The organism is Micromonospora phaseoli, assembly GCF_900109115.1.
GTDB lineage: Bacteria > Actinomycetota > Actinomycetes > Mycobacteriales > Micromonosporaceae > Micromonospora > Micromonospora phaseoli.
This window is the reverse complement of the sequence record NZ_FNYV01000013.1, coordinates 1-19,959: the sequence shown is the minus strand read 5'-3', so window position 1 is coordinate 19,959 and position 19,959 is coordinate 1. Positions and strand designations below refer to the sequence as shown.

General features: G+C 72.6%; 21 protein-coding genes. 15 read left to right on the top strand and 6 right to left on the bottom strand.

Annotated features, from left to right (window positions below):
- Position 1: 1 nt before the first annotated feature.
- From BMY89_RS25530 to BMY89_RS25520, 3 genes are read right to left on the bottom strand one after another with little or no spacing between them, the layout of a single operon-like run.
- Entirely contained in the window at positions 2 to 3,307 is a 3,306-nt protein-coding gene (locus BMY89_RS25530; protein ID WP_092382626.1) for an ATP-binding protein, read from the bottom strand.
- 49 nt (positions 3,308 to 3,356) lie between these two features.
- Complete coding sequence (locus BMY89_RS25525; RefSeq protein ID WP_092382625.1) at positions 3,357 to 3,719, bottom strand: hypothetical protein; 363 nt, start codon at positions 3,717 to 3,719, stop codon at positions 3,357 to 3,359.
- Positions 3,720 to 3,732: 13 nt separating this feature from the next.
- Entirely contained in the window at positions 3,733 to 4,050 is a 318-nt protein-coding gene (locus BMY89_RS25520; RefSeq protein WP_092382624.1) for a hypothetical protein, read from the bottom strand.
- Positions 4,051 to 4,395: 345 nt separating this feature from the next.
- On the opposite strand from BMY89_RS25520, the gene folP reads away from it, so the two are divergent.
- The 7 genes from folP (at position 4,396) to BMY89_RS25485 (ending at position 9,135) form a co-directional block, all read left to right on the top strand.
- Positions 4,396 to 5,301: a dihydropteroate synthase gene (gene folP, locus BMY89_RS25515; protein ID WP_092382717.1), complete on the top strand. Its 906-nt coding sequence runs from the start codon at positions 4,396 to 4,398 to the stop codon at positions 5,299 to 5,301.
- Positions 5,298 to 5,663 (top strand): dihydroneopterin aldolase, encoded by a 366-nt coding sequence (folB, locus tag BMY89_RS25510; RefSeq protein ID WP_092382623.1) that lies wholly within the window; start codon positions 5,298 to 5,300, stop codon positions 5,661 to 5,663. The genes folP and folB overlap by 4 nt, the downstream gene beginning before the upstream one ends.
- On the top strand, positions 5,660 to 6,187 hold the full coding sequence (folK, locus tag BMY89_RS25505) for a 2-amino-4-hydroxy-6-hydroxymethyldihydropteridine diphosphokinase (protein ID WP_092382622.1): 528 nt from the start codon (positions 5,660 to 5,662) through the stop codon (positions 6,185 to 6,187). Before folB ends, folK begins: the two co-directional genes overlap by 4 nt.
- Positions 6,188 to 6,293: 106 nt before the next feature.
- Entirely contained in the window at positions 6,294 to 6,782 is a 489-nt protein-coding gene (locus BMY89_RS25500; RefSeq protein WP_372433300.1) for a DUF3180 domain-containing protein, read from the top strand.
- 186 nt (positions 6,783 to 6,968) lie between these two features.
- Positions 6,969 to 8,186: an ABC transporter permease gene (locus BMY89_RS25495; protein ID WP_092382620.1), complete on the top strand. Its 1,218-nt coding sequence runs from the start codon at positions 6,969 to 6,971 to the stop codon at positions 8,184 to 8,186.
- A gap of 64 nt (positions 8,187 to 8,250) precedes the next feature.
- Positions 8,251 to 8,556 carry a hypothetical protein gene (locus tag BMY89_RS25490; protein ID WP_092382619.1) on the top strand — a complete coding sequence of 102 codons (306 nt, stop codon included), beginning with the start codon at positions 8,251 to 8,253 and terminating at the stop codon, positions 8,554 to 8,556.
- A gap of 87 nt (positions 8,557 to 8,643) precedes the next feature.
- Positions 8,644 to 9,135 carry a hypothetical protein gene (locus BMY89_RS25485; protein WP_092382618.1) on the top strand — a complete coding sequence of 164 codons (492 nt, stop codon included), beginning with the start codon at positions 8,644 to 8,646 and terminating at the stop codon, positions 9,133 to 9,135.
- Positions 9,136 to 9,329: 194 nt separating this feature from the next.
- Here BMY89_RS25485 and BMY89_RS25480 read toward each other — a convergent pair whose 3' ends face one another.
- The gene (locus BMY89_RS25480) at positions 9,330 to 10,325 is read right to left on the bottom strand and encodes an ABC transporter ATP-binding protein (RefSeq protein ID WP_092382617.1); all 996 of its coding nucleotides are present in this window, start codon (positions 10,323 to 10,325) and stop codon (positions 9,330 to 9,332) included.
- A 2-nt stretch (positions 10,326 to 10,327) separates the two neighbouring features.
- Between BMY89_RS25480 and BMY89_RS25475 the strand changes: the two genes are divergently transcribed.
- The 4 genes from BMY89_RS25475 (at position 10,328) to BMY89_RS25460 (ending at position 14,811) form a co-directional block, all read left to right on the top strand.
- The gene (locus BMY89_RS25475) at positions 10,328 to 11,014 is read left to right on the top strand and encodes an ABC transporter permease (RefSeq protein WP_092382616.1); all 687 of its coding nucleotides are present in this window, start codon (positions 10,328 to 10,330) and stop codon (positions 11,012 to 11,014) included.
- A gap of 94 nt (positions 11,015 to 11,108) precedes the next feature.
- A complete protein-coding gene (locus BMY89_RS25470; RefSeq protein ID WP_092382615.1) occupies positions 11,109 to 11,831 on the top strand; it encodes an ABC transporter permease in 723 nt (240 codons plus the stop codon).
- A 192-nt stretch (positions 11,832 to 12,023) separates the two neighbouring features.
- Positions 12,024 to 13,025 carry a glycine betaine ABC transporter substrate-binding protein gene (locus BMY89_RS25465; RefSeq protein WP_092382716.1) on the top strand — a complete coding sequence of 334 codons (1,002 nt, stop codon included), beginning with the start codon at positions 12,024 to 12,026 and terminating at the stop codon, positions 13,023 to 13,025.
- A 121-nt stretch (positions 13,026 to 13,146) separates the two neighbouring features.
- Entirely contained in the window at positions 13,147 to 14,811 is a 1,665-nt protein-coding gene (locus BMY89_RS25460) for a hypothetical protein (protein WP_092382614.1), read from the top strand.
- 58 nt (positions 14,812 to 14,869) lie between these two features.
- Here BMY89_RS25460 and BMY89_RS25455 read toward each other — a convergent pair whose 3' ends face one another.
- Entirely contained in the window at positions 14,870 to 16,051 is a 1,182-nt protein-coding gene (locus BMY89_RS25455; RefSeq protein ID WP_175510422.1) for an NADH-quinone oxidoreductase subunit D, read from the bottom strand.
- 49 nt (positions 16,052 to 16,100) lie between these two features.
- A complete protein-coding gene (locus tag BMY89_RS25450) occupies positions 16,101 to 17,150 on the bottom strand; it encodes an SAM-dependent methyltransferase (RefSeq protein WP_092382612.1) in 1,050 nt (349 codons plus the stop codon).
- A gap of 113 nt (positions 17,151 to 17,263) precedes the next feature.
- Between BMY89_RS25450 and BMY89_RS25445 the strand changes: the two genes are divergently transcribed.
- The 4 genes from BMY89_RS25445 to BMY89_RS25430 form a co-directional block, all read left to right on the top strand.
- Positions 17,264 to 18,226, top strand: a complete 963-nt coding sequence (locus BMY89_RS25445) for a Rossmann-like and DUF2520 domain-containing protein (RefSeq protein WP_092382611.1) — start codon at positions 17,264 to 17,266, stop codon at positions 18,224 to 18,226.
- Between the two features lie 38 nt (positions 18,227 to 18,264).
- Positions 18,265 to 19,113 (top strand): pantoate--beta-alanine ligase, encoded by an 849-nt coding sequence (panC, locus tag BMY89_RS25440; protein WP_092382715.1) that lies wholly within the window; start codon positions 18,265 to 18,267, stop codon positions 19,111 to 19,113.
- Positions 19,114 to 19,142: 29 nt separating this feature from the next.
- Positions 19,143 to 19,562 carry an aspartate 1-decarboxylase gene (gene panD / locus BMY89_RS25435; protein WP_092382610.1) on the top strand — a complete coding sequence of 140 codons (420 nt, stop codon included), beginning with the start codon at positions 19,143 to 19,145 and terminating at the stop codon, positions 19,560 to 19,562.
- Positions 19,563 to 19,728: 166 nt separating this feature from the next.
- The coding region (locus tag BMY89_RS25430) for a transposase (RefSeq protein WP_139218009.1) at positions 19,729 to 19,959 on the top strand (231 nt) is incomplete at its 3' end.

Below are 19,959 nucleotides of genomic sequence, written 5' to 3'. Positions count from 1 at the left end.
GTCACGCCTCCATATCAGGCAGCACGGTCGGCAGCACCCCTGCGGCGGCGGCGATGGCGGCGGGGGTGGTGTCGAGGTAGTCCAGAAGTCCATCGACGTAGGAGACGTCGACCCGGACCTTCTGCACCCGGCCGTCGACGTCGCGCATCACGAACTCCCGGAAACCGAGCCGGTGGGCGGAGGTCGCGTCGGCGGTGGAGAGCGAGGCGAGGGTGGCCTCGTAGCCGTCGTCGACCGGCACCCGCAGCAGGCGCAGCGCCTCGGAGGCGATCTCGGCATCCTCGGCTATCCGTCCGACGAAGACGGTGGAGACGAGGTTCTGGACGTCGAGGCCGAGGATGTCGCGGGGGTTCTGCGAGGCGACCAGCGCGGCGAGGTTCCATTTGCGGGAGTCGCGGGCAAGCCGGACGAGGAACGAGCGGCCGGAGCGCCACCCCTCCATGAAGTGTGCCTCGTCCAGGCCGACGAGCTTCCGGGACGACATCGAGCCGCCGTAGCAGCGGCGCACCGCCAGCCGGTGTGCGGTGTGCAGCATCGGCAGGGCGAGCGCCTCCTCGGCCGACCAGTACTCGCGCTCGATCTTGAGGTCGGGCAGCCGGAGGCCGGCCATGGTGATGACGGTGAGCGCCGCGTCCGCGCCGAGCAGCCCCTCCGGTGGCCGGCCGAAGAAGAGCATCGCCAGCGGCATCTCGGCGGTGTCCAACAGCAGGTTGGCCAGTTCCCGGCCGGCGTCGTCGTCGAGCTGACCGAGGCAGGTGACCACGTCGTCCAGGGTGGAGGTCTCCTCGGCGGGCACCTGGCGTACGGCGTGTCGGAAGAGGGTGGCGGTGGAGGCTTCGCGGGCCACCTGCGGTGGCACCAGCATCATGCAGATGTCCTGCACCAGCATCCGCCGCTCGGCGCGTGCGTTGGACACCGCGATCTCGAACTCCCGGTCGCCGGTGGCGCCGGCACCGAACTCGCTGCGCAGCGGCGTCGGGATCAGCGAGTACGGCGCCAGCGTGCCGTGTTCGGAGCCGGTCAGGTTCAACACCCGGGCGTACGGACGCAGCTCCGGCATCGCGCAGAGCCGGGCCAGCGGGCCGGAGGGGTCGAGCAGGGTCACCTGTACGCCTCGACGGGCGGCCAGATAGCCCAGTGCGCCGAGCAGGGTCGACTTGCCGCCGCCCGGCTCGGCGACGAAGACCGCCAGGCCGGAGCGTTCGCGGATCTCCATCGGGAAGTGCAGGTCGAGGAAGACCGGTCGGCGGCAGGTGCCGGCGGTGCGTCCGATCAGGTCGCCGCGCCGGTCGCCGACCGTGGACGCGGCCTGCGGCAGCGCCGCCGCGAGCAGCGGGACCGGCATCCGTCGGACGTATCCGGTGTTGGCGATCGGCTCGCCGGGGATGAACTCGCGGGCCAACCAGTCCTGGTTCTTCGGGTGTTGCAGGGAGATGCGCAGCTCGCGGGAGTAGAGCTGGATCAGCCTGCGGGCTCGCTCGAGGCACTCCTCCCGGGTACGCCCGCCCACCGCGATCCGGTGCCAGCCGTGCGCGCGGGCAGAGTCGACCGGGAGCCCGGTCGTCATCTCGTCGCCGATCACCAGGGCGCGCTTGGCCAGGCGTTCCAGCTCCGGCGGGGCGTCGATGCCGTGCTCGGCGTAGTCGAGTTGCTGCGACCGGATCATCCGGAGGCGGTGTTCCAGGTTGCGGAAGGAGTCACCGGAGCCGAGGACGTCGACCCGGGTGGAGAGCTCCATCGGCCACGGCAGGCGCTCGTGGAAGTGCAGCCACGGTTCGTGCCGTTCGGGGATCTCCAGCGGCTCCATCCGGCCCACGGCGAGCACCGCCACGTGCCGCTCCTCGCCGGTCATCCGGTTGACCAGCTTCACCGTCGAGCCGTAGGGGGTGCGGTAGCGCTCGACCTGTTCGGTGAGGGCGAGCAGGTCGCCGCGCTCCCAGCGCCCGTTGGTGATGGGTGAGAGCGTGCCGGGCGGTGCCATGCAGAGCGCCACCGACCGGTAGAGCAGCCATTCGAGTTCCTGTGCGGTGACCCGGCGCCCGCGCATGCCGAACGCCCCCAGCACCTCGTCGAACTGTTCGACGGTGCGGCCGAGTCGGCGTCGCTCGCCATCGGCGACGCCGCGACCGAAGGTGCGTAGCAGCCGCTCGGTGAGTGAGTCGCCGAGCGAGCGGCGGGCGAAGGTCACCCCGAGGTAGGTCTGACCCTCGGCGTGGTTGACCGAGAGCAGGTGGCGTTGCGCGGCCACCAGGTGATCGGCCCAGCCGGTGGTTCCGGGCACGTCGGGCAGGGGCGCGGCGGTGTTGGTGTCGATGGTGCGGGCCCACTCGTCGGCCGGGAAGGGCCGGGTGGTGCGGCGTAGGTGCAGTCGGAAGCCGGCCAGGCCGGCGTACTGCTCGGAGATGGCCGAGAGCAGGGCTTCGCGTTCCGCGTCCGGTCGGAACGCCCAGCGCACCTCGGGCAGCCAGTACCAGGCGGTGACCGTGTTGGGGGTGAAGGTCAGGTGTCCGGCGATCTCGGTGATGGCCAGTTCGACCGAAGGGTCGCGGTCCCCGAACTTGATCTTCGGCGGGCGGACCCGGACCGGCTTGACCGGCCGGTCGCGGTGGTCGACCGAACGCTGCCGGGGGGCCGAGGTGGTGCGGGTGGCCGGTGGCGCTGCCCGGGGTGACGTCCGGGTTGCGGTCTCGGTCGGCTGCGCCTCGTCCCGGATGGGACGCTCGTTACGGGTCGGGTGGTCCTCCCGGGTGGGGTGGTCGTCGGCCGGTGGTCGGGCGTTGGGCAGCCGGTCTCCGGGCGGTGCCGGTCGTGCGGTGGCCGGTGGCCGGTGGCCGGTGGCCGTCGCGGCGTCGTCGACCGGCCGGGTGGGCGGTGCGGCCGGCGCAGGAATGGGCGTTTGCGCCGGCAACGGGGACAGCGCCGGCCGGTGGGTCGCCGGTGCGGGCCCGGCGGGTGGCGGCGCGGCGGGAATCGCCTGTTGCGGTACGGCACGCGCCGGAAGCGCGGTACCCCGCTGGGTGGCGCCGGGTCTGGGGTACGCGCCGCCGAACAGGTCGAGGAAGGGCGAGTCGATGTCGGCGCCGTCGCGGGTGGCCGGCGTGGGCTCGGCCGGAATCGCCCGGCGCTGCGGTGGCCGGGGCGCTTGGAATACGCCGACACCACCGTGACCCGCAGTGGCGGCGAGCGCCGGATCCAGGGTGGCGTCGTCGAGCTCGCCGGCTTGCGGGTAGTCGAACGAACGCGCACGGTTACCGTGTGGTGCGGCAGGATGTCCGGCCGGGGATCCCGGCGTGGAGGAGCGGCTCATGCGATCGCCCTGCCCGTGTCCTCGTTCGGCCCGTACGGCGTGCAGCCGGTCATGCCAGTTCCTCCCGGATCCTGATCCTGCTGCCGACCAGGCGTGGATCACGCTGCTCGGCGGCCGGCTCCCGGGTGCGTCGCCAGTCGGTCAGCGCGGTACGGATCACCATCCGCGCCGGACGGTCCGGGTCGACGTACCGGAAGACGAACGAGGTGGACACGATGGCGAGGGCGATCTCCCAGGCGGGGAAGAGCTCGACCTGCATCGTGAACAGCCAGTGGATGAACATGTAGAGGGGAACGAGCAGGATGAACAACCCGTACTGGGCGTACGGCAGGTGGACCGGAAGGGTGTAGCCGGGCGGCCCGAGATAGACCAGGCGGGCCCGGTAGATGTCGTCGTCGGTGCGCAGCCGCATCTCGTGCCCGCGCCTACTGGAAGATCAGGTTGATCAGGAAGTCACCGATGAAGAAGAGGGTGGCGGCTCCGGCGATGAAGGCCAGCCCGACGATCGCGATGGCGGAACTTGTCAGCACCTTGGAAATCTCGCCCCGGCTGGCGCGGCCGATGAAGATGACGCCCAGCACGGCGAGCAGGATCGGAGCGATCTTGCTGGCGAAGAAGGTGACGACGCCCTCGGTGTTGATCCCTTTCGGCTCCTCTGCCGCGAGCGGGATCGACGACGCCAGGGTGGAGAGCAGGTGGGCGGCGTTGGTGGACGCCGCTTCCATCAGCTCGATGGCGATCACTGGAACCTCCCCAAGTCGCGGCCGGCGGCGCCGCGGTGGTGCAGTAGGCAAGCCTTGCGGGATCGGTGCTCACGCTGCGCAGCGTCCGAGACCCTGCGTATGTCATTCGCCACGGAAGGTGGCGATTTTTGGGCGGATTGTCCCGCTTTGGCCCTCCCTCAACCGCGTCGCCATCTCGATGCTGGGCAATTCCACAGCGTACGGGCCGCCCCCCTTTGCGACAAGCCGCGAAGAGTCTGCCCGATCCGGCCCGGACGACCGATCGTACACCTGTTTCAATTGGCATGTCAGACCCTCGACCCCGGGCTGATGGGGACGGTCAGCCAGCCCGGTACCGTCCTAGTCGTGACCGATCTGGTACGGGCCTCGGCCCCGGTGGTGATGGGCGTCCTGAACGTCACGCCTGACTCGTTCTCCGACGGCGGACGCTACGCCGACGTCGAGGCCGCTGTCGCACACGGCGTCCGGTTGCGAGCCGACGGAGCCGCGTTGGTTGATGTCGGTGGCGAATCGACGCGACCCGGCGCCGACCGGATCGACGCGGAGACCGAAGCCGCCCGAGTGGTGCCGGTGATCCGGGAACTGGCCGCGGCCGGCGTGCCGGTCAGCATCGACACCACCCGGGCCCGCGTCGCACGGGCGGCGCTCGATGCCGGGGCGGTGGTCGTCAACGACGTCTCCGGCGGCCTCGCCGACCCGGACATGGCCCGGGTCGTCCGCGACGCCGACTGCCCCTGGGTACTGATGCACTGGCGTGGCCACTCCCGGCGGATGACCGAGCTGGCCGACTACGGTGACGTCGTCGCCGACGTACGCGCCGAACTCGGCCAGCGGGTGGCCGCGGCGCTCGGCGCCGGGGTCGCGCCGGACCGCATCATCGTCGACCCGGGCCTCGGCTTCGCCAAGACGGCGGCGCACAACTGGCAGCTCAGCGCGCGGCTGCCGGAGCTGCTCGACCTGGGTTATCCACTGCTCTTCGGCGCCAGCCGAAAGTCGTACCTGGGCCTGCTGCTGGCCGGTCCCGACGGCACGCCACGGCCCACCCGCGAGCGGGAGACGGCCACCGTGGCCACCAGCCTGCTCGCGGTCGCCGCCGGTGCCTGGGGCGTACGGGTGCACGACGTTCGCGCCACCGTCGACGCGCTCGCCGTCTGGCAGGCCACCGGCCGACCCGGTCTCGGCACCGGGTCGAGCCGGCCCGCCGTGGCCGCTGGCGGCGGCCGCGGCACCGACCAGGAGGCCCGGCGGTGAGCGACCGGATCGAGTTGACCGGCCTGCGGGCGCGCGGCCGGCACGGGGTGTACGACTTCGAACGCGCCCGGGGGCAGGAGTTCGTCGTCGACGCGGTGCTGGAACTGGATCTCGCACCGGCTGCCCACTCCGACGACGTGGCCGACACCGTGCACTACGGGGAGTTGGCCGAGCGCCTGGTCGCGGTGGTGACCGGTGAACCGGTCAATCTGATCGAGACCCTCGCCGACCGGTTGATCGACGTCTGCCTGGCCGATCCGCGGGTGTCCGCCGCGACGGTCACCGTGCACAAGCCCGAGGCGCCCGTACCGCACGCCTTCACCGACGTGGCCGTGACGATGCGCCGGGCACGTGCCCGATGACCCGGGCCGTGCTCTCCCTCGGCAGCAACCTCGGCGACCGGCTTGATCATTTGCGCACCGCCGTGGCCACGCTCGGCGATGCCGTCCTGGTGGTCTCCGGGGTGTACGAGACCCCGCCGTGGGGCGACCCCGATCAGCCGGCGTACCTGAACGCGGTGCTGCTGGCCGTGGATCCGACCGCCGGGCCGTACGACTGGTTGGCGCGGGCGCGGGCGGCGGAGCGTGCCGCCGGCCGCGTCCGGGACCCGCGACGGCGCCTCGGCCCCCGCACGCTCGACGTCGATGTCATCGCGGTCTGGACCGACGACGACCAGCCGGTGTTCAGCGACGACCCCGAGCTGACCCTGCCGCATCCCCGGGCGCATCTGCGGGCCTTCGTGCTCCGGCCGTGGATCGACATCCAGCCGTACGGCCAACTGCCCGGACAGGGCTGGCTGACCGACCTGCTCACCTCGGGACCGGCCGCCGCCGAGGTGCCGGAACTGAGCCCTCGCCCCGATCTGCCGTTAGAGTCGATGCCATGAACGAGCGCGGCCAGCCAATGACCAGGCGCAGCGCGTTGGTGCCTGGTGCCGCCACGCAGCGGGGCGGAGGGCCGGCATGACGCGGTCCGCGCCGCCCGACGGGTCGATGGGCCTCACCCGTGTCTCGACCCTGGTGGTGGCCGCCCTCGGCGCCGCGGCCGTAGCCTGGCTGCTGATCAGCACCTTCTACTACGACGGGCTTCCGCCGCTGCCGTGGCTGCCGGTGGTCACCCTCGCCGGGCTCGCCGTGCTGGAGGCGTACGCGGCGGTCAACACCCGGGGCCGGATCGATCGCCGACCCGGCCGCGAACCGGTGAACCCGTTGGTGGTTGCCCGGTTCGTCGTGCTGGCCAAGGCGTCCGCCCTGGTCGGTGCGATCTTCGTCGGCGCGTACGCGGGACTGGCGGGCTGGTTGTTCGTGCAGGCGACGCGGGCGGCCGCCGACGACCGCCCGGCCGCCCTCGCCGGCCTGCTGGCCGCGGCGGCACTGGTGGTCGCCGCGCTGTGGCTGGAGCGGTCCTGCCGGGTCCCGGACCGGCCCGACGACGAAGACGACCCGGACGACGACTGGCAGACCCGTCGGGGTCGACGCTAGCCGGGTATCGAGGTCGCCCCGTCCCGGCGAAGTCGTGCCAACGGCACGACTTCGACACCTCCGTGGCCGGGGGGTTACGTCCGGCTCCGGGGCGCGGGTACGGTGCCTGCGACCGCAGGGCAACGCCCCGCCGCCGGTCCGCCCGTGCGTCGGTGGAGTCCGGGCGGCCGCTGGGAGGCAGGAAAAATGGGGTACGACGAACCGGGCCGGAGCGGACAGCCGGAGCCGACCTCGGCCGTTCCCGCCGTCGGGGTGGACACCGTTCTCGAAGACCCGGACTCCGAGCCGGGCAGGGACCGTTTCGGCGTCCACATCGTCTGGGAGACGCTCCTGCTGCTCGGCTTCGGCGCGCTGGTCTACCTGGTGTGGCGGGAGGATCCGGCGCTGCTGCGGGGCAACGGCCTGCGGGGTCTCATCGTCGACGTGGTCGGCCTCGGCCTGCTGGCCCTGGCCGCCGGGCTCAGCCTGCGTACCGCCGCGGTGAACCTCGCCGTCGGGCCGGTGGCGGTCGCGGCCGGACTGCACTTCGCCGAGCAGAGTGACCGTGGCGTGCTCGTCACCGTCGGCACGGCCGCCGCGGTGGCCGCGCTCGGTGGCCTGCTGCTGGGACTGGTCGTCGTGCTGCTGCACGTGCCGGGCTGGGCGGCGAGTCTCGGCGGCGCGGCCGGCGTCATCGTCTATGTCGAGCAGCGGTCCACGCCCGTGCTGGTGCAGGGCGACTACGACCCGCTCAGCACGGCCGGGCAGCTCTTCGTCGGCTTCGCCGCGATCGCGGTGGTCGGCGGGCTGTTCGGGGCGGTGGGGCCGATCCGTCGGCTGGTGGGCCGGTTCCGTCCGGTCGCTGACCCGGCCCGACGGCGAGGTGTCGCGGCTGCGGTCGCCACCACCGCCGGGTACGTCTGCTCCACCGTGCTGGCGGTGCTCGCCGGTGCGTTGATCGCCTCGGCCGACGGCGCGGTGACGCCGGCGGCGGGGCTGGACTGGACGGTGCTGGCGGTCGGTGCCGCGCTGCTCGCCGGGACCAGCGCTTTCGGCCTCCGGGGTGGGGTGTTCGGCACCCTGCTGACGGCAGCTTCGATCGGGTTGTTCCTCGCGTACGCGCAGGCGCGCGGGTGGACGTTCAGTCGCTGGGCGGTCGGCGGCGTCGCGCTGGCGGTGGGACTCGCGGCCACCCGCCTGGTCGAGACGTACGGCCGGCCGGCGTCGGGACCGGTGGCGTTGCCCGTCACGCCGTCGCCGGACACGGACGTCAACACCGGCGCTGAGTGGAGCGTGGCGCAGCACGAGCCGGTCGGGGACTGGCCGCCGGTGATGCCGGCCCAGCCCACCGCGAGCAGCACCGACCCGTGGGGGTCCCGGCGGTGGGAGACCGGCCAGCGAACCTGGGACGGCGAGGAACGGTGAGGGGCAGGCAGGTCCCGCGCGCCGTCGGCGCGCCGAATGTGATCTCGGCGGTTAGGCTCGGCCCATGACCGACACATCATCGACCGCCGGCAGCCGGTCGTTCGAGGAGTTGGACGCACTCTCCACGGAGGAGCTGCGCGAGCAGGCGTTCGCGCTGGCCCGGGAGCGCCGGGACGTGGGCTTCTTCTGGTCGGTGCTGCGGCACCTGCCGAACGCGGACGAGGCCGCCGCGCTGGACGGGGCCCCGAACTCGGTGGGGCCGACGATCGACGAGGCGGCCGCCCTCTGGCGGGAGATGACCGGTCACGGCTACGAGGAGTCCGCGCCGCTGCTGCGCGCCGCCTTCATCGACTACCTGATGAAGCACTGACGTGGCAGCGACCGGCTGAGCCCGGCGTACCACCATAAATCAGGCCTCGCGTTTGCCCACATCGATCCGCTGGGAATTAGCGGGGCCATGGCTCTCACCAATCGATACAAGTCCGCACCGGGCGCCGGCACGCTCGCCGCGCTCATCCTCGTCCTGGTCTTCGGCAGTCCCTGGTACGTCGACTGGGCCCGGGACAACACCGACCCGGACAGCGCCGGCGGGTGGTTCCTGCGCCTGCTCGCCTGGCCGGCCTGGCGATTCGACTCCTCCGACTCGATCCAGGAGATCTTCGCCGACGACCTGAAGGCGATCCTCGTGGTCGCCCTCACCTTCCTGTTCCTCTACCTGCTTCCCGGTTCCCAACTTGCCCGCGCCCGGGGGACGCTCAGCCAGTTCTTCGCCGGCTGGGCGGCGTACGTCTTCGCGGGTGCCTTCGCGGCCCTGCTCACCACGCTGATCCGGACCGACCCGTCGCTGCTGGGCGCCTTCCAGGCCGCTGGCGACGGCGCCGAGTACGGCCTCTTCACCGGCTGGATCATCGGCATCGCCGCCCTGGGCGGCTACCGGGGACGACGCTGACGGCGTGGCCGGCCCGGCGATCGGCGTTCCGGGCCAGCCCGCCCTGGGTGTGACCGACTGCCCGCCGCGCCGTTCCGGTCGGGTCCGCCGTGCAGGTGGGCCCGACCGGGACGTGCCGGGTCCGGCCAACGCACGCCGGGTCCCGCCGGACCTCGTCGCGGGCCCGCCACCATCGCGGGTGGCTGCCCGGCGGCTCAGCCCGCCGATTCGGCCAGCGCCAGGATGCGCGCCCGGCTGAGCATTCCGACCGGCCGCCCACCCTCGGTCACCACGGCGTGCCCGCCGGCCGAGGTGAGCAGCACGGCCAACGCGTCGTACGCCGAGCCGCCCAGCGGCACCGCCGGCAGCTCGGCACCACCGTCGGCGGGCAGCGGATCGAGCACCTCCCGGGTGATCGGGGTGACCGCCAGCCGGCGGATTCCCCGGTCGGCACCGACGAACTCGCGGACGAACGGGGTCGCCGGGTCACCGAGCAGCACCGCCGGCTGGTCGTACTGCTCCAGCCGGCCGCCCTCGGAGAGCACCGCGATCCGGTCGCCGAGCCGGACTGCCTCGTCCAGGTCGTGAGTGACCAGGACGATGGTCTTGCGTACCTCGGCCTGCAACCGCAGGAACTCCTCCTGTAGCCGGGTACGCACGATCGGGTCGACGGCGGAGAACGGCTCGTCCATCAGCAGCACCACCGGGTCGGCCGCGAGCGCCCGCGCCACGCCGACCCGCTGCCGCTGGCCGCCGGAGAGTTCGTGCGGGTAGCGCCGGCCGAACTGCGCCGGATCCAGGCCGACCAGCTCCAGCAGCTCCGCCACACGACCTCGGGCGCGGTCGGTGGACCAGCCCAGCAGCCGGGGCACCGTGGCGACGTTGGCGGCCACCGTCTGGTGGGGAAAGAGCCCGACGTTCTGGATGACGTAGCCGATCTGCCGCCGTAGCTTCACCGGGTCGACCCGGGTGACATCGGAGTCGCCGAGCATGATCCGGCCGGCGGTCGGTTCGATCAGGCGGTTGATCATCCGCAGCACGGTCGACTTGCCGCAGCCGGAGGGGCCGATGAGCACAACCAGTTCGCCCGCGTCGACGTGCAGGCTGAGGCCGCGGACCGCCTCGGTGCCGTCGGGGTAACGCTTGCCGATGCCGTCGAGAGTGATCGACGCCGCGCGCTGACCGTCGTCCGCGACCGGGGTAACGTCCACGTATGTCCTTCCGCCTGAGCTACCGGGCCGACCCGGGTAACCCGTGGTTCTCCTGGCAGTACGTGCGGGACAACTCTGACACGGTGCTCGCCGCCCTGCGCGACCACACCACCCTGACCGTCCGGGCGGTGCTGATCGCCGCGCTGATCGCCGTCCCGCTGGCCGTGGTGGCGTACTGGTACCGGCCGCTCACCGGCCCGATTCTCGCACTCACCGGAGTGCTCTACACGGTTCCTTCGCTGGCCCTGTTCGCGTTCGTCGCGCCCTATCTCGGCATCGGCGTGGCGACCGTGCTGACCGTGGTGGTGCTGTACGCGCTGCTGGTGATCGTCCGCAACACCGTCGCCGGGCTCAACCAGGTGCCGGCGGAGGTCCGCGAGGCGGCCGAGGGGATGGGGTACAGCCGGTGGGGGCAATTGCTGCGGGTCGAGTTGCCGCTGGCCGTGCCCGGCATCCTCACCGGTCTGCGGCTGGCCACGGTCTCCACGGTGGCCCTGGTCACCGTCGGCGTGGTGATCGGCCGCGGCGGGCTCGGGCAGATCATCTTCGCGGGCTTCCAGAACAACCTCTACAAGGCACAGATCATGACCGGGACCCTGCTCTGCGTCCTGCTGGCCCTGGTGCTCGACCTGCTGCTGATCGGGGCCGGCCGGCTGCTCACGCCGTGGCTGCGAGGACGGACCGGATGAGCGCCAGGGCGGCTGGTCGGACGTGCGCCAGGTGCGGTGACCGGCTGAGCGCCAGGGCGGGCGGCCGGCGGGGCATGACCAGGCGGAGGCCGCGATGAACCCGGTGGAGCAGGCGGTGGTCTGGCTCAACGACCCGCTGAACTGGACGAACCCGGGCGGCATCCTGGACCGGCTCGGCGAGCACGTCAGCATGTCGGCCGCCGCGGTGCTGCTGGGCTGCCTGGTGGCCTGGCCGCTCGGGCTCTGGCTGGGCCACGTCGGCCGTGGGGGCGGGCTGGTGGTGCTCGTCTCCAACCTCACCCTGGCGGTGCCCACGCTGGCCCTGCTGACCATCCTGCCGCTGACCTTCCTCGGGTTCGGCCGGCCGGCGGTGGTGATCGCTCTTGCGGTGTTCGCGGTGCCGCCGCTGTTGGCGAACGCGTACACCGGGGTGCGCCAGGTCGATCCGCAGACCCGGGAGGCGGCCCGTGGCATGGGCATGACCGGGATGCAGGTGCTGCGCCGGGTGGAACTGCCGCTGGCGGTGCCCTACCTCGCGGCCGGCTTCCGGACCGCAGCGGTTCAGGTGGTCGCCACGGCGGCGCTGGCGACCTTCGTCAACGGTGGTGGCCTCGGCGAGATCATCCGCTTCGGTTTCGGCCTCAGCATCGCGGTGGGCGGCGGTCAGATCCTCGCCGGCGGGTTGCTGGTCGCCGGGCTCGCGCTCACCGCTGAACTGCTCTTCGCGCTGGTCGAGCGCCTGGTCACCCCCCGCCCGCTGCGCCGGGTGCGACGGCGTGCCGGGCGGCGCGCGGCGGACGCGGTCACCGGCTCCTGAACCGCTTCGGCCGGCACCGGAGACGGTGCGGCGCGGACGGATGGTGACGTTCCGGTGAAGAACGCCTCGTTGAGTTGTCGGTGGCCCCGGTCAGGATGTTGGGTGGAGACTGCGGGCGGCCGGAAGGCGGATCGCCCGTCGGACACGCGGCCGGCCCGGGACGGGTCGCGCCGGGACACGGAAGGCGGGCTCATGCGCGCAGGTAGAAGACTGTCCATCGCCTTCGTCGGTGCCGTCGCGGCGGCGACGGTGCTGACCGGGTGCGGCGACGCCGGCTCCTCCGGCACGGAAGCGCCCCAGCAGGCGGCTTCGGGCGAGGGCTGCGCACCGGTTGCCGGTGAGCAGTTGATTGCGCTCGAAGACGACAAGTCCCTGCAGAACGCCGACAACATCATTCCGGCCATCAACAGCGAGGTGGCGACGCCACAGCTGGTCGCGGCGCTCGACAAGGTCTCCGCCGTGCTCGACACCCCGAAGCTGGTGCTGCTCAACAAGGCGGTCGACGTGGACCGCAAGAGCGCCCAGGTCGCCGCGCAGGAGTTCGCCGACGCCAACGGACTCACCGACGGCGTCGAGCAGGGGCCCGGCGGGCGGATCACGGTGGGGGCGGGCAACTTCACCGAGAGTGAGATCATCGCCGAGCTTTACCGGATCCAGCTGACCGCCGCCGGCTACCAGGTCAACGTGCAGCAGATCGGCAACCGGGAGCTGTACGAGCCGGCGCTGGAGAAGGGCGAGATCCAGGTCGTGCCGGAGTACGCGGCCACCATGGCCGAGTTCCTCAACGGCAAGGCCGACAGCGGAGCCCAGCCGGTCTCCTCGCCGGACGTCGACAAGACCGTCACCGCGTTGCGCGGTCTCGGCGAGAAGGTGGGCCTGAGCTTCGGCGCGCCGGCCGCCGCCCAGACCCAGAACGCCTTCGCCGTCACCAGGGAATTCTCCGAGAAGTACGGCGTGCGGACCCTGTCGGAGCTGGCCGAGAAGTGCTCAGGTACGGCGACGGTGCTGGGCGGCCCGCCGGAGTGCCAGGAGCGCCCGTTCTGCAAGCCCGGGCTGGAGCAGACCTACGGGCTCACGGTGGGCTCGTTCTCCTCGCTCGACGGGGGCGGTCCGCTGACCAAGACCGGTCTGCGCAACGGCACGATCAGCGTTGGCCTGGTCTTCTCCACCGACGCGGCGTACGCACAGGGCTGAGTCGACTCGATCAACCGCGGCGCCCCGGCCAGCCTGGCCGGGGGCGCCGCGTCGTCTCTGCCGCCGACACCTGCCGCCGAGCCGTTCCCACGTGACACAACTCTCGGTAGGCTGCGGACCCATGCCCGCCCCGGTGCCCGCCGATCCGCGCCACCCCCAGCTGCTTGTCGTGCTCTTCTGGGGTGGTGCCGCCCTGGCCCCGGTCGCGGCGCTGATACTGCTGGTCGCCGACGGCAACGGGCCGCTGCGCTTCGCCGCGGTGCTGGCGATCCTGGCGGTGGTGCTGATCGGGCTTTCCATCGCATTGCGTACCGAGAGCGGTGGGCAGGCCCACGCCGAGGAGTTGCGCGAGGAGATCGACGAGCTGCGGCGGGAGCTGCGCGGTGAGATCGTGGCCGCCGCCCAACGTGGTAACCAGGCGCTCGACGAGGTCCAGCGGGCGCAGGCGGCGTTGGCCGGGCTGCGGCGGCGAGTCGACTCCGGCGGCGCCGGGTCGACCGGGTCCGAGGAGCCGCCCGGCCCGGGCCGGGCCCGGGTGCCGGTGCCGGAACCGGAGGTGCCCCACGCCGAGCGGCCCGCCGGCCAGGCCGGGGTGTACGGCGCAGGCCAGCCGTCGGGGCGCGGGCCGGAGGGCGGGTACGCCGGCGAGCGCGCACCGGTCTACGGCGGAGACCGCCCGCCGGCGCACGGTGGAGATCGACCGGCAAGCGGCGCCGCCGGGGTCTACGGTTCGGCTGCCCGGCCGGAGCAGGACAACCGTCCCGGCGATCCGGCGCCGCGCCCGCTGGGGGTGGTCCGGCACACCGAGACCGTGCACGTCACCACCCGGCACACGATCATGGACGGTGGTGTCGGCGAGTCCGGCAACCGGTACGGCGGTTACCCGGCCACCTGGCCGGCGAAGCAGCCGGAGGAGCACGCGCGGGGCGGCCACGGCCCGGACCGCGACGACCGTGCCTGGTCCGACGGCGGCGACCGACCCCGCCGGGACGGTGGTCGCGCCTGGTCCGGTCCGGCTCAGCATGACGAGCGCGCCTGGGCGGACGCGGCGGTGAACGACGAGCGCGCCTGGTCCGGTTCGCCGCGCGGGGAGGAGCGCTCCTGGCCGCAGCCGAGGGAGGAACGGCAGTGGTCCGGTGAGCGTGATGACTGGTCCGCGCCGCGCGACGACCGCTCCGGCCATTACGACGAGCCGTCGGTGAACCGCGACGACCACGACTGGGGCGCGCCCCGCGACGACCGGGGCTGGGACGGCGGTGCGCCGCAATGGGAGGTACCCGCCGAGGCGGCTCCGGTCGGTCGGGCGCACCGGGTGGACGACACCGGTCAGTACTGGGCGCAGCTGCGCGCCGGTGACCGTTGGGCTGCGGTACGGGACGACGAGCAGGGCCGCGAGTTGCGGGTCGGCGAGCGCCGCGCCGAGCTGCACGCCGACCCCAGCGGCACCGAGTACCGGGTGGCGGACCGCTGGGCCAGTGTGCGCCGCGACGAGCACCGAGGTGGCAACGGCGACGAGGCGCGGCGGGACGCCTGGGGTGAGCCGGAGAGCCCGCCGGCGCTCCCGGCCGGCGGGGTGCCGGTGCCCCCGCAGTGGCGCCCGGCCCGCCAGCACGGATACCAGCAGGAAGCAGTGGGCGGGTACCAGCAGGAGCCGGCTCACGGGTATCAGGCCGAGCCGGTGCGTGGGCAGCGGTCGGGCCCGGAGCCGTACGGCCGGCGGCACCAGGCCGAGGAGCCCGACTACGGGTACCCGGCCCGGGACGGCGGCGCCAACCGCTGGCGTTGACCTGGTCCACAGGTCGACGGACCGGCGGCGCGTCGCACGTGCGGCGGGCCGCCCCGGTTCACTTGTCGACGTCGCCGACCACGAAGAACATCGAGCCGAGGATGGCGATCAGGTCCGGCACCAGACAACCGGGCAGCAGGGTGGCCAGCGCCTGCACGTTGGCGTACGAGGCGGTGCGCAGCTTCAGTCGCCACGGTGTCTTTTCGCCCCGGGACACCAGGTAGTAGCCGTTGATGCCGAGCGGGTTCTCCGTCCAGGCATAGGTGTGCCCCTCGGGTGCCTTCAGCACCTTCGGCAGCCGGGTGTTGACCGGCCCGGTGAGCCGGTCGACCCGGTCCAGGCACTGCTCGGCCAGGTCGAGTGAGGCGTACACCTGGTCGAGCAGCACCTCGAAACGGGCGTGGCAGTCGCCGGTGTTCCGGGTGACCACCGGCACGTCGAGCTGGTCGTAGGCCAGGTACGGATCGTCGCGGCGTAGGTCCAGGTCCAGCCCGGAGGCCCGGGCGACCGGCCCGGACGCGCCGAACGCGGCGGCCTCGGCCGCGGAGAGCACCCCCACGCCCACCGTGCGGGCCAGGAAGATGTCGTTGCGCCGGATCAGGTTGTCCAGGTCGGGCATCCGGCGGCGTACCTCGGCGATCGCGGACCGGGCCCGTCCGGTCCACCCGGACGGTACCTCCTCCTTGAGCCCGCCGACCCGGTTGAACATGTAGTGGATCCGACCGCCGGAGACCTCCTCCATCACCGCCTGCAGCGTCTCGCGCTCCCGGAAGGCGTAGAACATCGGGGTGATCGCGCCGATCTCCAGCGGGTACGAGCCGAGGAACATCAGGTGGTTGAGCACCCGGTTCAGCTCGGCGAGCGCCATCCGCAGCCAGGTGGCCCGCTCCGGCACCTCCATGCCCATCAGCCGTTCCACCGCGAGCACCACGCCAAGCTCGTTGGCGAACGCCGAGAGCCAGTCGTGCCGGTTGGCCAGCACGATGATCTGCCGGTAGTCGCGTACCTCGAACAGCTTCTCCGCGCCGCGGTGCATGTAGCCGATGATCGGTTCGGCGGCGAGCACCCGCTCGCCGTCGAGGACGAGCTTGAGCCGCAGCACGCCGTGCGTCGAGGGGTGCTGCGGCCCGATGTTGAGCACCATGTCCGTGCCGAGCTGCTCCCCACCGACGCCCGCCACCAGCCCGGCGCCGGTACCGACGGTCAGCTCGCGCAGGTCGCCCGTGGTCATGCCCGCCATCGTGCCATGAACGTCCGGTTCCGGCGGTGGACGCCCGGTCCTGATCCGATCAGGATCCTGGTACGGAACGGTCCTCCGGGGGGCGGTTCCGTACCAGGATCTCTTCGGTGGGCAGGCCGACCGGCTGCCAGAGCCACCAGTGCCCGCCGAGGCCGGCCGGGTCCGTCAGCTCAGCCGCCGCCGACGCCTCGGCCAGCGCCCGCACGTAACCGGCCGGGTCGCGGGCGGCCAGGCTCAGTGGTGGTCGCCCGCCGTCGGCCCCGAGCGCGCGCAGCCCGTCCCGCTGCGATCCCAGGGAGTACGCGCACCGGGCGACCCGCGCACCGGCGGAGGCGACCGCGTCGATGGCGACTTGCGCGGTGACGTCGCAGGAGCCGTCCGGCACCGGCCGCACCTGCCGCCCGCCCCGGTATCCGGTCAACGTCCCGCCGAGCGGCCGCTCACCACGCAGATGCCCGTAGTCCACGGCCAACGCCAGCCCTCGGTCGACGTGGCCGACGGCGTCGGCCCACGCCTCGTCCCTGGTGCGCCCGATCTCCGCACGCTGTGCTGGTGGTGGCCACCAGGTTCGTAGCCAGGCGGCGTCTTCGTGGCTGACTGGTTCGCCGGTGGTCTCGTTGCCGGTGGCGGGGTCGACCAGGAGGTAGTGCCAGCGGTCCTCGGTCCGGCTGGCCAGGTCGAGAGGGACGTTGTCGAGCCATTCGGTGGCCAGGAGCAGGCCGGTGAGGTTGGCGGGGATCTCGTTCGTCCAGATGATCTGTTGGGGGAGGTCGTCGGGGCGCGGGGCGAGTTCGACGGCGGTGAACCGTACCCGCCGGGCCAGCGCAACCGGCGCGGTATGGACGGCGACCGTGGTGGCCCCCACCGAGAGAGCGTGGAGCAGTTCACCCCGCCCAGCGCCCACGTCCACCACGTCGAACTGATCGGGAAAGCCGAGGGCGGCGTCGAGTTGGTGGACCAACCGGAGCAGGGCCGAGGCGAAGATCGGGGAGGCGTGCACGCTGGTGCGGAAGTGGGCCGCCGGCCCGGTTCCGGAGACGAAGAAGCCCTCGGCTCCGTAGAGCGCCGACTGCATCGCGCCCCGCCACCGCATCGACATCGCCGGACCTCCTCGAACGTCGGTGAACGATTTCACACATCCTTGTTTCAGGTCCGTGCCAACGACGCATACTTGCCCTCGACCGGTACCCATCTCGAGGACTGGATCGTGACATGAGCGCACCGCTGCGCACCCGACCGACCGCCCGTCGGCGACCCGCGCCCGGGGCACCGACCCGGGTCGCCACCCCGGCCGTGCTGACCGTCGGCGTCATCGGCGCCGGTCGGGTCGGCGCCGCCCTGGGCGCCGCGCTGGCCGCCGCCGGCCATCGGGTGATCGCCGCCACCGGAGATTCCGGCGCGTCCCGGGCCCGTCTGGCGCTGCTGCTGCCCACCGTCTCCCGCCGCCCGGCCGCCTCGGTCGCCCGGGCCGCCACCGATCTGCTGCTGATCGCCGTGCCCGACGACGCGCTCGCCGGGGTGGTGTCCGGTCTGGCCGCCGATGGTGCGCTCCGCCCCGGCCAGGTGGTCGCCCACACCTCCGGGGCGCACGGTCTGGCGGTGCTGGCCCCGGCCGCCGCAGTCGGCGCCCGTCCGCTGGCGTTGCATCCCGCGATGACGTTCGCCGGTACGCCCGACGACCTCGATCGGCTGCCGGGTATCTCGTACGGGGTGACCGCGCCGGCCGAACTGCGTCCGCTGGCCGCCCGGCTGGTCGCCGATCTCGGCGGCGTACCCGAGTGGATCTCCGAGGATGACCGGGCGCTCTACCACGCGGCGTTGGCGCACGGCGCCAACCACCTGGTGACCCTGGTCAACGAGGCGGCCGATCGGCTGCGCGACGCCGGGGTGGGCCAGCCCGAGAAGGTGCTCGCTCCGCTGCTGCACGCCGCCCTGGAGAACGCGCTGCGGCTCGGCGACGACGCGCTGACCGGCCCGGTCTCCCGGGGCGACGCGGGCACCGTGCAGCGGCATCTCTCCCGGCTCGCCGTCGCCGCGCCCGAGTCGGTCGCCCCCTACCTGGCGCTGGCTCGCCGCACCGCCGACCGGGCCGTGGCCGCCGGCCGGCTGCGTCCCGTCGACGCGCAGCCCCTCTTCGGCGTCCTGGGTCGGGACCAGACCGAGGTGGCGGCATGACGGCGGGCGGGACGAGGGTGTCGAGCGAGGTGGATCACGTGACGGAACTGCTGCACACCCGGGCCGAGTTGGCGCGGGCGCGGGCCGTTCTCACCGGCACGGTGGGGGTGGTGATGACCATGGGCGCCCTGCACGAGGGCCACGAGACGCTGCTGCGGGCCGCCCGGGAACGCGCCGACCACGTGATCGTGACGATCTTCGTGAACCCGTTGCAGTTCGGGCCGAACGAGGACTTCGACCGTTACCCGCGTACCCTCGAAGCTGATCTTGAAGTCTGCCGGCGGGCCGGCGCCGACCTGGTCTTCGCCCCCTCGGTCGCGGACATGTACCCCGGCGGCGAGCCGGCGGTGCGGGTCAACCCGGGGCCGCTCGGCGAGGACCTGGAGGGCTTGAGCCGGCCGGGCTTCTTCCACGGCGTGCTCACCGTGGTGCTGAAACTGCTGCAGCTCACCCGGGCCGATCTGACCTTCTTCGGCGAGAAGGACTACCAGCAGGTGACCCTGGTCCGGCGGATGTGCCGGGACCTGGACATCCCGGTCGAGGTGGTCGGGGTGCCCACGGTCCGGGAGCCGGACGGGTTGGCGCTGTCCAGCCGTAACCGCTACCTCTCCGGCGCCGAGCGGCAGGTGGCGCTGAGCCTGTCCAGGGCGCTGCGAGCCGGTGCCGAGGCCGCCGAGGCCGGCCGGGACGCCGCGGCGGTGCTGACCGCCGCGCATGTCGCCTTCGGCGCCGGCCAGTCCGGCGCGCGACTCGACTATCTGGTGCTCACCGATCCCGACCTGGAGCCGGGACCGGTCCGCGGCCCGGCCCGGCTGCTCGTCGCCGCCTGGGTGGGCGGCACCCGCCTGATCGACAACGCCCCGCTCCGGCTCGATCCGTCTTCCTGACCCGCACCCGACCCGCGAAAGGCGTCCCGATGTACCGCACGATGCTGAAGTCCAAGATCCACCGAGCCACGGTGACCCAGGCGGACCTGCACTACGTCGGCTCGGTGACCGTTGACGAGGATCTGCTCGACGCGGCTGACCTGCTGCCCGGCGAGCAGGTGGCGATCGTGGACATCACCAACGGCGCGCGCCTGGAGACGTACGTCATCCCGGGCCGGCGGGGCAGCGGTGTGATCGGCATCAATGGCGCCGCCGCCCGGCTGGTGCACCCGGGAGACCTGGTGATCCTGATCTCGTACGGGCAGATGGACGACGCCGAGGCCCGCACCTACCGCCCGCGGGTGGTGCACGTCGACGCCGAGAACAAGGTGATCGACCTGGGCACCGACCCGTCGACCGCCGCCCCCGGCACCGCCGGCACCCCCGTCCCCAACCCCCTCTCGGTGTAAGGAAGGGCCCCTTCTTAACGCCTCATGAGGTGAAAGGGCCCCTTGTTAGGGCCTGTTTCAAAAATGAAACCGTCTGATCCCGCGTGGGCGTGTCGGTGATCGATAGACAGCGAGGTCTCCGGTAGAGGGTTCATCGACCAAGACGAACTTTCATACCGGAGACCTCGTGGCCACCTTAGCGGTGACGAGGCGACACGATCTGACCGACGGGCAGTGGGCGGCGCTGGAGCCGTTGTTGCCCCGCCCTGGACGGTCGGGACGTCCGCCGAAATGGACTAGACGGCAGTTGATCGACGGGATCCGGTGGCGGATGCGGGTCGGTTCGCCGTGGCGTGACGTTCCGGCAGCGTATGGGCCGTGGCAGACGGTGTACGGGTTGTTCCGTCGGTGGCAGCGC